General features: G+C 35.6%; 13 protein-coding genes. 5 read left to right on the plus strand and 8 right to left on the minus strand.

Translation table 11 applies throughout. The features are described from left to right. Nucleotides 1–103 precede the first annotated feature (103 nt). Nucleotides 104–535 carry a hypothetical protein gene (locus tag ACGH6P_RS10020; RefSeq protein WP_267351888.1) on the plus strand — a complete coding sequence of 144 codons (432 nt, stop codon included), beginning with the start codon at nt 104–106 and terminating at the stop codon, nt 533–535. A gap of 3 nt (nt 536–538) precedes the next feature. Next, on the plus strand, nt 539–1,003 hold the full coding sequence (locus ACGH6P_RS10025; protein ID WP_411597385.1) for a MarR family winged helix-turn-helix transcriptional regulator: 465 nt from the start codon (nt 539–541) through the stop codon (nt 1,001–1,003). 244 nt (nt 1,004–1,247) lie between these two features. Here ACGH6P_RS10025 and ACGH6P_RS10030 read toward each other — a convergent pair whose 3' ends face one another. The 4 genes from ACGH6P_RS10030 to ACGH6P_RS10045 form a co-directional block, all read right to left on the minus strand. After that, nucleotides 1,248–4,550 carry an autotransporter outer membrane beta-barrel domain-containing protein gene (locus ACGH6P_RS10030; protein WP_411597386.1) on the minus strand — a complete coding sequence of 1,101 codons (3,303 nt, stop codon included), beginning with the start codon at nt 4,548–4,550 and terminating at the stop codon, nt 1,248–1,250. Nucleotides 4,551–4,678: 128 nt separating this feature from the next. Beyond that, entirely contained in the window at nt 4,679–5,155 is a 477-nt protein-coding gene (locus ACGH6P_RS10035; RefSeq protein ID WP_267360053.1) for a toxin-activating lysine-acyltransferase, read from the minus strand. Between the two features lie 425 nt (nt 5,156–5,580). Further along, nucleotides 5,581–7,731: a phosphate acetyltransferase gene (pta, locus tag ACGH6P_RS10040; RefSeq protein WP_411597387.1), complete on the minus strand. Its 2,151-nt coding sequence runs from the start codon at nt 7,729–7,731 to the stop codon at nt 5,581–5,583. 69 nt (nt 7,732–7,800) lie between these two features. Beyond that, on the minus strand, nt 7,801–9,006 hold the full coding sequence (locus ACGH6P_RS10045; protein ID WP_267360055.1) for an acetate kinase: 1,206 nt from the start codon (nt 9,004–9,006) through the stop codon (nt 7,801–7,803). 193 nt (nt 9,007–9,199) lie between these two features. Between ACGH6P_RS10045 and yfbV the strand changes: the two genes are divergently transcribed. From yfbV to cysK, 3 genes are all read left to right on the plus strand, one after another. Beyond that, entirely contained in the window at nt 9,200–9,655 is a 456-nt protein-coding gene (gene yfbV / locus ACGH6P_RS10050; protein WP_267351883.1) for a terminus macrodomain insulation protein YfbV, read from the plus strand. Between the two features lie 11 nt (nt 9,656–9,666). After that, the gene (priC, locus tag ACGH6P_RS10055) at nt 9,667–10,179 is read left to right on the plus strand and encodes a primosomal replication protein PriC (RefSeq protein ID WP_267360057.1); all 513 of its coding nucleotides are present in this window, start codon (nt 9,667–9,669) and stop codon (nt 10,177–10,179) included. Nucleotides 10,180–10,414: 235 nt separating this feature from the next. Further along, nucleotides 10,415–11,380, plus strand: coding sequence for a cysteine synthase A (cysK, locus tag ACGH6P_RS10060; protein ID WP_411597388.1), 966 nt, complete (start codon nt 10,415–10,417; stop codon nt 11,378–11,380). A gap of 84 nt (nt 11,381–11,464) precedes the next feature. On the opposite strand, the gene ruvB is transcribed toward cysK, so the two are convergent. The 4 genes from ruvB to dnaX form a co-directional block, all read right to left on the minus strand. After that, on the minus strand, nt 11,465–12,466 hold the full coding sequence (ruvB, locus tag ACGH6P_RS10065; protein WP_267351879.1) for a Holliday junction branch migration DNA helicase RuvB: 1,002 nt from the start codon (nt 12,464–12,466) through the stop codon (nt 11,465–11,467). Nucleotides 12,467–12,479: 13 nt separating this feature from the next. After that, nucleotides 12,480–13,088, minus strand: coding sequence for a Holliday junction branch migration protein RuvA (gene ruvA, locus ACGH6P_RS10070; protein WP_065558172.1), 609 nt, complete (start codon nt 13,086–13,088; stop codon nt 12,480–12,482). 264 nt (nt 13,089–13,352) lie between these two features. After that, nucleotides 13,353–13,691 (minus strand): YbaB/EbfC family nucleoid-associated protein, encoded by a 339-nt coding sequence (locus ACGH6P_RS10075; RefSeq protein WP_267351877.1) that lies wholly within the window; start codon nt 13,689–13,691, stop codon nt 13,353–13,355. 33 nt (nt 13,692–13,724) lie between these two features. Beyond that, on the minus strand, nt 13,725–15,857 hold the full coding sequence (gene dnaX / locus ACGH6P_RS10080; RefSeq protein WP_411597389.1) for a DNA polymerase III subunit gamma/tau: 2,133 nt from the start codon (nt 15,855–15,857) through the stop codon (nt 13,725–13,727). Between the last annotated feature and the right edge of the window lie 333 nt (nt 15,858–16,190).

The following is a 16,190-nucleotide window of genomic DNA, read 5'->3' on the forward strand; positions in this document are numbered from 1 at the left end:
GATTTTAATAATGAATATAATTTTTTTTAATACAATAAAATTTCTTTACTTATTTAATAAGTATACTTATAATATGCAGACTTATCAAAACGAGGAAAAAACGATGAATACTATTTCAATTTCTTTTGTACTACCAACAAAGGCTACACCATCTAAAATATGGCCATACTATACTGATCTTAATTTCAGAAAATTATGGGAAACCGATCTTGAAGATTTTCGTATCACGGGCGAGTTAAAAACCGGTTCTAAAGGTATTTTTAAATTACAAAATATGCCAGAAATGGACGTGACGTTATCTAAAATAATTAATGAACAAGAATTTACCGAACAATTTGATATGCCTGACATAGGTTTACTCTATTTTTCACATCAAATTATTGAATTATCGCATAATCAATATGCATTGAAGTCAGAAATTTCATTAAAACCGGATCCGAAAATGGATACTCATGCATCTTATAATTTTATTAAACAGATTTCGGATGATATTATTGATAAAACATACAAATTAAATAGTTTAGTTGAAGGGTAAGTTATGGCAAAGGACAATAAGTTTTTGACGCAATTCCAATCTGATTCAGACTCTGTTGGTTTTCTTTTTATGAAAACTTATTCGTCCTGGCATACAAATATAAAAAATTGTTTAAAAAAACAGTCTATCACACATCCCCAATTTATTGTGCTAGCGACCCTAGCTTATTTATCTCAATATCCTGATGAGATAACACAAGTTATTCTATCCAATAAAACGAATATTGATGTCATGACTATTTCTCAAATATTAGAGAATTTAGAGAAAAAAGATTACATTAAACGCACTTGTTCAATCAAAGATAGTCGTGCAAAATCAATTGTATTAACGCAAAAAGGGCTTGATAAGGCAAATGAAACCGTTCCTTTAGTTGAACAAATGGATCAAGAATTTTTTTCAATATTAAAAGAGGATAAAAAGCACTTTATGACGATGCTTTTAACACTCTTAAAAAACCGAACTGATTAAAGAATAGCTTGAGTTAAAAATTTAAGTATTTGCTGTTTTTAGCTATTCATTATGATTATTGAGTTATCTTGCTGCAAACTTAGTTGATTAATAAGTCTAAAAAAATCAATATTTTTTATTATGTAACTTACTATTATGTTAGATAAAAAATATACGTAATGCTAAACAAGCCATTACGTATAAGATGAGTGTAACATAGATAACACTTTGAAACTAAATCATAATTTACATTATTAATTTACACTTACCATTTATGTTCAATACCGATATTTCCTCGATAACCTTGCCGTTTGGTATTTCCAAAATCGTGTTCGTAGCGAGCATCGCCATAAAGATAAGTCTTTTCAAATAAAGGCGTTTTTAACCCAACGCCCAATTCTCCCCATGTACGAGCATAATTTTCACGCAGTTTATCTCTACCTATGGTAACTTGGCTTGGCTTGATAAAGTCATGCAGAATATTACCAATTGCATAGAATGTGGTATGCTGCTCAACTGTTGCTTGGTTATTATTACCCAAACGAATACCGATTCTACCCCGTAATAGATCCTGATTATTTTGATCAACACGACGATATTTATCTTTAAAACTATCTAAATCAACATATTGGTACACTAATTGAACTTGAGGCTCAACTATCCAATAGTCTTTATCAAGATCATTCTGATTTAGTTTAAAGGTGTGCCCAGCTTCAGCCGAAATGGCAAATGCCCACCCATTTTGAGTATGTGGATTATTACCATTACGAGCTTCATATTTATTACGTAAATAGGAAAACTGTCCAACTAAATCTAAATAGTTATTCTCTACTGAAAAATAAGTATTGGTTAATCCCAAGCTCAATGATTCTGATTTGCCTTTTCCTGTTCGTTTATTATGGTCAATTATCCCATGTACAGCTCGATATTTATCGGAAAAGTCGGTATGCGCTTTGCTATAGGTTAAATAGATACCTGTATAATTATGACTTCCATCATCACTTACATTATTCAGCAAATCATGACCAAATTGGAATCCATATATATCGCTCTCTAAATTTAATCGATCTTTACCATCTTGTTTTATGTGTTTGCCTAAAATCCTACCCCAAGTTTCACTTAAAAACTCTTCACAAGTATTACAATTTGCTAAATCAAAATTGGTGTATTCTCCCCGACGTTCATGTAAAGAACCAATACTTAAAAATCCTTGTTCCTGATTGACTCTCGCCATAGCAACATATCCTGCTACCGGACTGGCAAAAATGGGTTTAGGTTTAATTGTCGGCGTCGGCGTCGGTGGCGTCGGTGGCTCTGGCGTCGGTGGCTCTGGCGTCGGCGGTTCTGGCGTCGGCGATGGTGGTGGTGGCGGCGGCGGCGGCGGTGGCGGCGGTGGTGGTGGCGGCGGCGGTGGTGGTGGTGTCGTACCTGCTTGCATAGTCCAGAAATATTCGTCACCATCAGCTGTTTGACGTTTTGCTAGTTGAATTTCAGTCGCGCCGTTTGTGTGCGCTTCACCATGAAAATTAAGTTCATTTTTACTTTGTCCTACATAAATCACGGGAACAGTATTTATCACTGCGTCAATTTGACTTATATTACCATCAATCACGTTTTCTGTGCCATTCGCATCTATCGGTATCACTTTAGTCCAACCAGATGCAGTACCTGTGATTTTTAACACATCAGATTGTGAATTCATCGCATAAGTATCGCTGGCATTATTCCACGATGTGTTCAATCTTATTTGAGCATCATTAGATCCGGTATAGTTACCATCGATAGTTAATATATCATTATATTTTTGATGAGAGGAATTATCTAAATTAATAATGCCTGAATTGCTATAAACATCAGCTTGTACGATAAAATCATTACCACCATCATCATTATAAGCTGCATTGATTGTTCCACCAGATTCAATTAGAATCGTATTTAATTTTGATATATTATCATTACCTTTTTTTTGCAAATTCCAACGAAAGTCATTAGCTAAATCTAACCAAACTCCTGGTTCTTTATTTATATCAAGAATTTGACCCTCCTTTTCTTTTACTTGCCCTTTGGAAATTAACCCAGTCATACTTCCTTTACCATAAGCATAAAAGCTGACAGAGGAAACTTCATAGTCATCATGTCCTTGTTCAACACCGTTAGCATCATACGTATTAGAAAAAAATTGATAATTAGGTGCAGTGTAATTACCGCTGACGTTGAGAATATAGCCGTCTTGATTAGCATGGAGATCGGTTTCATCACCCATAATTGTAAAATTAACATTTTGTTGACCTTGATCAACAAAAATTAAATCTTTGCGTGCAACAGAACCTTCAATTACGGGATCAGCACTTGTTCCTGTTGTGGTAAATATTGCATTATTTAAACTGATACTCATATTGTGTGATGCAGCTTGTTCAAATTGTCCACTTGAAGTCGCATCATCATGGGTTCCAATTTCCAATGCATAACCATTGGTTTTAATGATCGTTTTACTATTATCAAAATTTGCTGTTAATGAAGAATTCCTAACCATTTTGATACCACTACCATTTAAAGCGTTAGTGGTATCAATAGTCAACTCCCCATGTGATTCTAAAATACCTGGCCCCTCACCTGTATTACGGGTTTTACCCAGTTTAATCCCCACACTATCCCAGTTTAACCTTGAGTTATCATTACCTTTATTAATGATGATAGTGTTTTTCTCTCCTTTCAAAATTACTTTTGGGGTTAACTGACCGTTTCGGCCTTTATTTTCTGCACCCCCATGATTGGTTGGATTGCCCGAAACATAAATACCGATTGAGCGATTTCCCGTTAATGTCATATCTAAATTATCATTGATAATAACTTGTCCTGCAGAACCATCGCCTGAATTATCATAGGCTCCTTGAATTGCTCGAATACCGTTATTTAAAATTGGCTGGGTTTTGCCCCCCTTTGCTGTTTGATTAATTTTCAAACTATCCACTGTGATGGTACTGTATTTACCATTATATGTATCTCTCTCACCGGCATTAACTGACGAACCAGCTAATAAACCATAAGAAGCAACCGTACCACTTGAATTGCCACCACGCGTATAGTTATCATTGATATTTAATTCCACATTTTTTGCAGTCAGATTAACATTGTGATAAGTGGCAAGACCTAGCATGTTACCGTTGTTATTCAAGGTAAAATTTAAATTACCTGCATTAATTGATCCGCCCGACACGCCATAGGTATATTGATTAGCCAGACCAGTGTAATCACCGTTTACATTGGCGGTAAGCGTTGTATCACCGACATTGAGTTGTTCATGTAATCGGCTTCGAGTAAGAATATAAAAACTGGCATTACCCGATTGGTTAACGGTCGCTGCGTTAATATTATTACAGCTTGGGCTATTTTGACCGACCAAGTAAGAGCCATCGGCACTGGCGGTACAGTCTAAAGCAAACGAAGAAGCAGAGGTAACTAAAACACTTAATGTTATCATTGCTTTACTTGCTCGTCGTACTAATTCAGAACACACTATAGTAGTACCCGTGATAACATTAAATTTCGTTTGATAAATTTGGTTCATATTAATTTCCTTCAAATTAACGATAAAAAATAAGTACGACAACAAATTACTATCGAGAATGACAACGATTTAATTAAGAACCATCTGAAACTATAGAGAAAAAACAGATCTAAACTGCATATTAATGATTAGCACTGAACTTTTTTAACGACTGTTTCTGTTTTTGACTTGTGATAGCCAAAAAAGCAAAGATTATTTTTTAGGACTTTTTTTCCTAACGATTTGGTTAGTAACACTTCATGCAGTCCAAATGGGCAAAAAAAAGATAATATCCACAAGCGTGTAGATTCCATTGGCTGATTGCATTGAACAAAATTGATATAAGGCTTTTTTTTGTTTAAATAGAGTTGCTCTTGTTCTCGATTGAGATAAGCCCAATTTAAATAACCTAGCGGTTGGTTGTTGTGAATAAATAGAGCAAAATTTTTAGACTGAATAATAGGTAACAAAACGGTTAAAGCGGAGTTTAATTCCGCTTTTTTGTATTCAGGGTTTCGATTCCATAACCAGATCATAGCCCCTAATACCTCAGCTTCATTCCATGAGGTGTCATGATATAAACTCGGTGCAATAATTCTAATCAAGTCTTGCTCAAGACTTTTCATATAGCTTTACCTTTGTTAACATTTACATACAATTGTATTACATAAAAGATAAAAATTCATCAATTTATTTTTTATAAAAAAATAATTAAGATTGATAATCAATTCAAGGCATTAATTAATTTTTAATCAGTTATGAGATGAAGAGTGAATTGAAATTTTTTTGTTAAAACAGTATGAATTATCTTAGAATTATTTTTATATTTTATTCTTGTGTCTCTACTCCCCTTTATATTGTAAAATTTAATTTAAAAAAACTGAGTATTGACTCTTATTATAGTCAATTAAAACACTTTTTTTGACCAATCAAATAACATTAATGAAATAGCGTTAATGGAGTCGATAAAAAAGCGTGTGGTAAAAATCAATGCATATAAAAAAAGGTGATGTTACTCACCTCTTTTTTATATTGAAATAACCGATATAAATTAGTTATTTGCATTTTGTTCTTGCGCTGATTGGATCGCCGTTAATGCAATGGTATAAACAATATCATCCACTAATGCACCACGAGACAAGTCATTAACTGGTTTACGCATACCTTGAAGCATAGGACCAATTGAAACAAGATCAGCAGAACGTTGTACGGCTTTATAAGTCGTGTTACCCGTATTAAGATCTGGGAAGATAAATACGGTTGCTTTACCTGCAACTTGAGAATTAGGTGCTTTCGATTTAGCCACATCAGGCATGACAGCAGCATCATACTGTAAAGGCCCGTCGATCATGAGATCTGGACGTTTTTCTTGAGCAATTCGGGTTGCTTCTTTCACTTTTTCAACATCAGCACCTTGACCTGAACTACCGGTTGAATAAGAGATCATTGCAACTCTTGGTTCAATACCAAAGGCAATAGCAGTATCAGCAGATTGAATCGCAATTTCAGCCAGTTCTTGCGCATTCGGATCTGGATTAATTGCACAGTCACCGTAAATGTATACTTGGTCAGGCATTAACATAAAGAATACTGAGGAAACTAAAGAACTACCCGGTGCCGTTTTAATTAATTGCAATGGTGGGCGAATTGTATTTGCCGTGGTATGCACTGCACCAGACACTAAACCGTCAACTTCGTTTGCTTCAAGCATCATGGTTCCAAGCACAACGTTATCAGCCAATTGTTCTCGCGCAATTACTTCGGTCATGCCTTTGTTTTTACGTAACTCAACTAAACGCGGTACATATTTTTCACGAATATTTTCAGGATCGACGATTTCAACGCCTTCACCCAATGTCACTCCCTGTGAAGCAGCAACTTTACGCACATCATCTGGATTACCAATTAACACACATTTTGCAATTCCACGCTCTGCACAAATAACGGCTGCTTTAACTGTTCTTGGTTCATCACCTTCAGGTAATACCACCACTTTTTTCGCATTCCGTGCAAGTTCAGTTAATTGATAACGGAATGCAGGAGGAGATAAGCGACGAACAGAATTCACTACTTGGTTTAGCGACTTGATCCAATTGCTATCAATATGGTCAGCAACAAAGTTTTGTGTGTTTTCCATGCGCTCTTTATCATCAACAGGAATTTCTAAATTAAACTGTTGTAAACAGATTGAAGTTTGGAATGTATTGGTTTTTACCGTAAATACCGGTAAACCTGTATCAAATGCAGGTTGGCATAATTTATAGATTTTTTCATCTATATCATAACCACCTGTTAATAATACCCCTCCAATTGCCACACCATTCATTGCGGCTAAACTGATTGCAACTAAAACATCAACACGGTCAGCTGATGTGACAAGTAATGCATTTGGTTGTAAATGATTAACAATATTTGGCACACTGCGAGAACAAAATGAGATGTGTTTTATACGACGGTTTTTGATCTCACCTTCATTAATGATTTTTGCATCAAAATGTTTGGCAATATCAATTGCACGACATGCACTTAAATCCATATTCCAAGGAATGCAGCCAAGTACCGGTAAAGGACTGTGCGCATTTAAATCGTCGATTGTGATTTTTTTATCATCAAATTTTGGTGTATGATAAATTTCTGCCACATCTGGACGTGCAAGGCTTTGTTCTTCAACGGGGGCATTCACTTTATTGACAATAACACCTACGATTTTTTCATTTTTAATACCGCCAAAATTAGAACGAGCAATTTCGATTCGTTCTTTTAATTGTTCTGGAGTATCTTTACCCATATTAACAACAAAAATAATCTCAGCACCTAATGTTTTAGCAATATTATTATTTAGTTCGTTAGCAAAAGGATAATCACTGGTAGGCACAATCCCTTCAACTAAAACAACATCTGCACCTTTGGTATTTTCAGCATAAAGCGCGACAATTTCTTCCATTAACACATCTTGTTGATTTAAACCTAATAGATTTTCAACATGGCTCATTTTTAGTGGTTTTAAAGCTGGTATAGATGTGTTTCTGCTTACTAAAGTGGTGGTGTTATCGGGCGCATCCCCACCTGCTCTTGGTTGAGCAACAGGTTTGAATACATTTAAGTTAATTCCTTGACGCTCCATTGCTCGAATAACACCAAGACTCACACCTGTTAACCCGACGTTGGTTCCGGTTGGGATTAGCATAATAGTACGAGACATAATCAATTTCCTCTTAATTCTTTATTAAATATAAAAACAAACCGCCATAAAGGCGGTTTTATTTGTCTTTTAAGCAGTTAGACGCGCAGCATCTTGAGCAATGACGAGTTCTTCATTTGTAGGAATAACCATTGCAATTGCTGAACCATCTTTAGTGATTGTGCCGCCTTTACCAAAACGAGCAGCTAAATTGCGTTCTTGGTCAAGTTCAAATCCTAAAATTGATAATTTTTGAAGCGCCATGCGACGAACTTCTTCTGCATTTTCACCGATACCACCTGTAAAGATAATCGCATCTAAACGACCATCTAATAACATTGCATATCCACCAATGTATTTGACTAAACGATGTACAAATACATCTAGGGCATTTTTCGCATTTTCATCAGTGTCATAGTGATCTGTCACATAACGGCAATCGCTACTTACACCAGTTAAACCTAATAAACCTGATTTTTTATTTAACAAGTTATTGATATCAGCAACAGACATTTTTAAGTTGTCGTGTAAGAAGAACATAATTGCAGGGTCGATATCGCCACTGCGAGTTCCCATGACTAAACCTTCTAATGGAGTTAGACCCATTGAGGTTTCAACACATTTACCATTTTTAACTGCTGTGATTGACGCACCGTTACCTAAGTGACAAGTGATCACATTGGTTTGATCAACTGGTTTATTTAATAATTTTGCCGCTTCACGGCTAACATAGTAATGACTTGTACCATGAGCACCGTAACGGCGAACACCATATTTGGTGTATAATTCGTTAGGAATTGCATATAAATATGCTTCTTTCGGCATGGTTGTATGGAATGCCGTATCAAACACAGCCACATTTTTATTTTTCAAATGAGGAAATGCTGCAAATGCTTCACGAATACCGATTAAATGCGCTGGATTATGTAATGGTGCAAATGCTGATGCTTCTTCAATTCCTTTTAGAACAGAATCATCAATTACAACTGATTGCGTGTATTTTTCGCCACCGTGAACGATTCGATGCCCAATAGATTTAATACTATCTAATAATTCTGGTTTTTGTGGGAAGATGCTATTAACAATAAATTTAATTGCTTCGCTATGTGCAGCTCCTGCGCCTAAAGATGCTTCGTTTTTACTTCCATCAAGTTTCCACTTAATGCGTGCATCAGGAAGATTAAAACATTCAGCTAACCCAGATAAAAATTCATCGCCATTTTCAGGATTGATAATAGCAAATTTTAAAGATGAGCTTCCGCAATTTAGAACAAGAACATTGTTACTTGACGACATAGTAATTCCTATAAATTGAATAAAAAGATATATACCAATCAAAATTGGTAACTCTACACATGATTTAATAATCGATGTGAATATACAAGGTGACTTCTGATATTCTGCATTTTAAGATAAAATAAAGAAAGCCCCTAATTGGATGGCACTATTTTAAGACAATAATAGGTGAATGTCGAGGAATCACAAATTTATGAATTTAGTTAAGGCATTTAAGACTGGTCAACGATATATGGAACTTTGTCCAAAAGATAAAGCACTTTCGTATTCATTTCCCGAATTAAAAATCATAAACCACATAAAAACCGCGAAGAAGTATTTACCCCCAATAATTATTGCGTTAGCTGTTTGGCAATATTATATGCCAGCACAATTAGCGGTGACGATTATCGCAATCTTGTTTGCGTTAAGTTTACCTGTTCAGGGTATCTATTGGTTAGGCAAGCGTTCACAATCTCCGTTACCACTCAATTTAGTCGATTGCTATAATCATATTCAATCAAAACTAATTGAAAAAAAAATTTTGGTAGAAAATAAAGAAACGAACGAAAAATTAACCTTCGAATCATTTATGAAACTGATAACTTTATCAAAAAAGCATTTTGGCAATTACTTTGCTCAAGATGATAGTTCAGAAACTCATTATTAAGATCAAAATAAATGCAGAAACGGCTGGCATCACTAAAAAAACAAATTGATATACTTGAACAACAAGTCAATATATCTGAACAACAAAATTATCAAGAACACTATTTTGATGAACACTTATTTAATACCACCAAAATCAATACGGATAACGCTTTTTATTTAGAAAAAATCAAACAAACTTTTCAAGCTTTAGTCAATAATGCGATGAATCAAAAAGATGAACAAATTGTCTATTTGTCTGAAATGTTAGTTAATCAAATCACCGCCCTCACCCGTGAATTAGCGACGCATCAACTTCGTAAAAAAGAAGAATCTAAACTTTCAATTCAAGAAACACTCTCTGAAAAACATTGTCGCCATTTAGATTATTTGCGTCGATTGCAAGAAATGAAATATGAGTTATTACTTTCTGCTGAGTCAATCGATCCAATCAAGATTGCAACACTGGATAATCGTATTCAACGGTGTGAACAAGCGATCAAAAACATTGAACAGGAATTAGATACGGAAAGCGGTGTTTATTAAAAAAATGCCAATGCACACGGAATGAATATTGTTGACTTCGATGAACATTTAAATAATCGCTAAATCAGCGTCTAGATTTATTGCATTACTCCTTAGATCAAAGATATAGCTAAAATGCATAATGTTATAATGAATAATTAGTATCATCTTTTTGAGTTCTATTTATAATATTAGCTATGATTAGCGATAATGTTCCAATGCTATCCCTTTCTAATATTTTAATAAGGATTTATTCATGGGTAAGATATTTGATGATAATTCTCAAACTATTGGTTATACACCTCTTGTTCGTTTAAAGCATTTTGGTCATGGTAATATTTTAGCTAAAGTGGAGTCACGCAATCCCAGTTTTAGTGTTAAATGTCGTATAGCTTCAAATATGATTTGGGATGCGGAGAAGCGTGGTTTATTAACGCCGGATGTTGAATTGATTGAACCCACCAGCGGTAACACAGGTATCGCATTAGCAGCCGTTGCCGCAGCGCGTGGTTATAAATTAACGTTAACCATGCCTGAAAGCATGAGCATTGAGCGACGAAAATTATTGAAAGCATTAGGTGCAAATTTAGTTCTAACAGAAGCGTCAAAAGGAATGAAAGGCGCCATTGAAAAGGCTGAGGAAATGGTAGCAAGTAATCCCAAACGTAATATTATGCTACAACAATTTAGCAATACAGCCAATCCCGAAATTCATGAAAAAACAACCGGGCCTGAAATTTGGCTTGATACTGATGGAAAGATAGATATTTTTGTCGCAGGAGTAGGAACAGGCGGAACATTCACAGGCGTAACACGTTACATTAAAAATACCCAAGGTCGAAATATTACGGCGGTTGCGGTCGAACCAAGCCAGTCACCTGTAATCACTCAAGCACTTGCTGGCGAACCGCTTAAACCAGGGCCACATAAAATTCAAGGTATTGGAGCGGGTTTTATTCCGGCTAATTTGGATTTGAGTTTAATTGATTTAGTGGAAAAAGTATCGAATGAAGAAGCGATCGAAACTGCGCGCATTTTAATGGAAAAGGAGGGAATTTTGGCGGGAATCTCTTCAGGAGCAGCAGTTTTTGCCGCTGATAGATTGGCTAACTTACCGGAGAATAGCAATAAAACCATTGTGGTAATATTACCTTCATCGGGTGAACGTTATTTAAGTACTGACTTATTTAGCGGGATTTTTACCGAAAAAGAATTAGGATGACTTAAAATAAAAGATACCGTCAATTGACGGTATTTAATCCATTTAATTTAGAGATCTATTAATAATTTAAACTGATTAAAATCGTTATTCGTGAATAATGCCAAAATGCCGATAAGCATGCGGTGTTGCAATTCTGCCCCTTGGTGTTCTTTGAATATAACCTTGCTGAATTAAAAAAGGCTCAAGCACATCTTCAATCGTTTCTCGCTCTTCGCCAATTGCAGCAGCAATATTATCTAAACCAACCGGACCACCCATAAATTTTTCAATAATAGCTAGCAGTAATTTACGATCCATATAATCAAAGCCTTCATTATCGACATCGAGCATATCGAGTGCTTGGGTCGCTATTTTTTCATCGATGATACCTTTTGATTTTACATCAGCATAATCTCTAACCCGACGTAATAAACGGTTAGCTATTCGAGGAGTACCCCGTGAACGTTTGGCAATTAAATGAGCCCCTTCACAAGATAAATCCATACCCAAAAATTTGGCACTTCGACTAACGATATATTCCAGATCTTCAACACGATAAAATTCAAGGCGTTGTACGATTCCAAAGCGATCACGTAATGGCGATGTTAATGAACCAGCTCTTGTTGTCGCACCAATAAGGGTAAAAGGTGGTAGATCGATTTTAATTGAACGCGCAGCAGGGCCTTCACCTATCATAATGTCTAATTGATAATCTTCCATTGCCGGATATAAGATTTCTTCAACGACTGGCGATAATCGATGAATTTCATCGATAAAAAGGACATCATTAGGCTCTAAATTAGTTAACATGGCAGCAAGATCACCCGCTTTTTCTAAAACTGGGCCAGAGGTAGTGCGCAAATTAACACTCATCTCATTAGCAACAATATTTGCTAAGGTTGTTTTACCCAGCCCGGGAGGGCCAAAGATAAGAACATGATCGAGTGCATCACTACGCTGTTTTGCGGCTTGAATAAAAATTTTCATTTGCTCACGCACATGAGGTTGCCCGATATATTCATCCAGATACTTTGGACGAATTGCACGATCTAGAGACTCTTCTTCTTTTTGAGCTTGTGGAGCTATTAAACGATCCGCTTCAATCATAATGCTTACCTTTTTATAACGCTGATTTTAATGCTTCACGTATAAGCGTTTCACAATCCATTTCAGGCTTGATAACTTTACTGATTATACGGCTGGCCTCTTGTGGCTTATAGCCTAAAGCAATAAGGGCGGAAACAGCTTCACTTTCAATTTGATTTGAGGATTTTTTGATATTGCCAGTTTCAACAATGGTCATTGAGTCAGATAATTCTTCACCAAAGCGTTTAACACGATCTTTCATTTCCACAATTAATCGTTCTGCCGTTTTAGTCCCCACGCCCGGTAATTTAACCAGCGTTTTGATTTCACCTTGTTCAACCGCCACGATAAATTGTTGAGCCGACATTCCTGATAATATTGCCAATGCTAATTTTGGTCCAACGCCATTCACTTTGATCAGTTCACGAAACAATTCGCGTTCTTGTTCATGATTAAATCCATATAATAATTGGGCATCTTCACGAACAATCAGATGTGTTAAAACGATAACTTCTTGACCATTGTTGGGTAATTCATAAAAACAGGTCATGGGCATAAAAACATTGTAACCGACACCGCCCACATCAATAAGCACTTTGGGTGGCTGTTTTTCTATAATGATTCCGCGTAAACGACCTATCACAATTAATCCTTAATATTGAGTGTTATCAGATTTATCAATGACATGTAACAATGAAAAAAGAATAATTACTCAATCAAATACAGTATTAATGAGTAAAGTGTATGTTGTCATTGATATCGAGTGTATAAACTATTGTTGTTTAGTTTACCTGATGAAATTGAAATAATAAAGAAAAACTGTATAAATAGACAGGCAATAAAAGGAAAAATTTTGCCGACCAATTCGGCAAAATAGTGAGTAGAAACAGCTGATAATTTGCTTAAATTAAAAAGGCATTTTGAAACCTGGTGGTAATTGCATTCCACCTGTAACTTGAGCCATACGCTCTTTTTGAGCTTCATCTAATCGGCGAGTTGCATCATTAAAAGCTGCTGCAATAAGATCTTCTAACATCTCTTTGTCATCTTCATTCAATAATGACGGATCTAACTCAACTCGTTTACAGTTATGAGCGCCATTAATGCTGACTTTAACAATACCTGCACCCGACTCTCCTGTTACTTCTAATTTGGCGATTTCTTCTTGCGCTTGCTGCATTTTTGCTTGCATTTGCTGGGCTTGTTTCATTAAATTACCCAAACCGCCTTTTCCACCTGAAAACATAATTATTCCTCGTTAAATATATTTAGTCCATAATTATACAGGACGAATACTTGTTTCATCAATCTTGGCTTCAAAATATTGGCAGATCATTGCCACTTTTGGATCTTGATTAATTGTCACTTTAGCTTGCGCAAGTTTTTGTTGATAAAGATCTTCACGCATTTCCAAAGGTGTTTTTATCGTTTGATTATCATCAATAATAACGTTAATTTTTAATGGCTTTTGTCGATAATTCGACATCGCTTTTTCTAATTTTGAAATATTTGCTGATGCATTAATGAGATGTTTTACCGCTGATCGCAAATGTAAAACGATATTTTCATCATCTATTTGTTCAATAGAGCAATTTATCGCAATTTGCTTAATTAAAGGCGCAATATCGAGTTGCTCAATTTCGGCACACCATGCGTCTTTTTGCACCATTTCATCAATTAATTTTTTCATCATTTCGGGTGTTTTATCACCATTTAATGATTCGCGAAAACTTTTCGTATCAATGATTAATTCATCTTTGGTTTCAATCAGCCCACACGCCTGCCATTGATAATTTTCTGCGGTGATTTGCTCTTCATCCTCATCGGGCTTATTTAAGTTATTTTCATTTGATTCTACGTGTGAATGTTTGTCTGTGCCATGCGCTAATGATGCATTGATACTCGCCTGAATTGGTTGATTTTTTTCAACCAGTTCAGACTTTTTTTTATTTTGTTCCTCTTGTATTAATTGCATCCGCATTTCTAAAATACTTTTCGTCATTGAAGAGACATCATCTGGGATCGGCATATCGTGTTTAGCCGGTTGTTGATGATTATTTTGAGAGTGTTTTATATCAGATTGTGCGTTACTCTCAATACGTGATGTCTTTTCTAACTCAACTTGTTGAAAATTGTGCACTGATTGTGGTGAGCCAGATGCTGATTTTTGATGAATATCAGTCACGGGCGGTACATTACTCATCGAGTCAGATGTGGCGTTTGATATGTCACTCTTACTAGCTGATGCTTGAATAGGTATAGGCTTTGATGGCTGCGGTGCCTGAACCGTTGGCTTTGTATTTGACACTAACTTATTGTTATCATTAGTTTTGGGTTGAAATGCTAATGCTCTTAGAAAGCTCATTTCAACACCTATTTTTTTATCGGGTGAATAGGCTAATTCTTTTCGCCCCATTAATAATATTTGATAAAATAACTGAATATCATTTGGCGCAATGTATTGTGCTAAAAAGCGTATTCGTTCTTCATTATCGGTATAATCACCCAATGCTGTTGGTACAATTTGTAATAAAGCGATTTGATGCAAAAGCGTAATGGTTTCAGCCAATAAGTTATCCCAATCCACGCCTTGTGTTGCAGCTGCTTCAATCTGTTGCATCAAAGCATTGCCATCATTTTGATAAAGTGCCTCAACCAATAAAAAAGGAATTGTTTTATCCAGTGTCCCTAACATAACACTGACTGATTGCGCATCAACAACGCCATTACCTAAGGCAATAGCCTGATCGGTTAAACTTAAGGCATCTCGCATACTACCATTAGCCGCTTTGGCTAATAACTGAATCGCCTTCGGTTCAGATTCAATTTTTTCAAGTTGTAAAATGTGAGAAAGCTGTTCCGATATAAGCGAAGTATCAAGCACATTTAAATGTAAATGTAGACAGCGTGATAATATGGTAATCGGTAACTTTTGTGGATCGGTTGTTGCCAACAGAAATTTAACATGTTCTGGTGGTTCTTCTAATGTTTTTAGCAAGGCATTAAAACTGCTGCGAGATAACATGTGCACTTCGTCAATTAAATAGACTTTAAAGCGCCCTTTAGTTGGCAAGTATTGAATGTTATCTAATATTTCACGTGTATCTTCAACTTTAGTTCGTGAAGCGGCATCAATTTCTAAAAGATCGACAAATCTGCCTTGCTCAATATCACGACAATTATCACATACCCCACAAGGCGTAGCAGTAATCCCAGTTTCGCAGTTTAAGCCTTTAGCAAGTAAGCGAGCAATGGAGGTTTTTCCAACACCACGTGTGCCTGAAAATAGATAAGCATGATGAACTCGACCTAGCGAAAGTGCATTTGATAGAATCTTGAGGACATGCTGTTGCCCTACGACTTCAGTAAATGATTTTGGTCGCCATTTGCGTGCCAGAACTTGATAACTCATATTCACCATTGCGTATAACTAATCAATTTGGCATCAATAATATCATAAAGCGTAAAATTAGTCTTTAAGATGACAGTAAACAATTTACAATACTTTATTGAATGAGAATCCAGTCAATTTTTATTATTGACGTTTATTTTGATGAATGCTTTTAATAAATAGATTATTAATAAGAAATGAATAATAAGAATAAATTGAATTTGTTGTGGTTAGTTATTCAGAAATATGGGCGTGTTTACTAATACAGATTCATTGTAGTTGAAAATTTGAATCCAGAGTAGATAAATCTCAACCATTATTTCGATTCCATAATGGTTGGATTATTCATATTTA

The organism is Gilliamella sp. CG25 (assembly GCF_046635705.1).
Classification (GTDB): domain Bacteria; phylum Pseudomonadota; class Gammaproteobacteria; order Enterobacterales; family Orbaceae; genus Gilliamella; species Gilliamella apicola_I.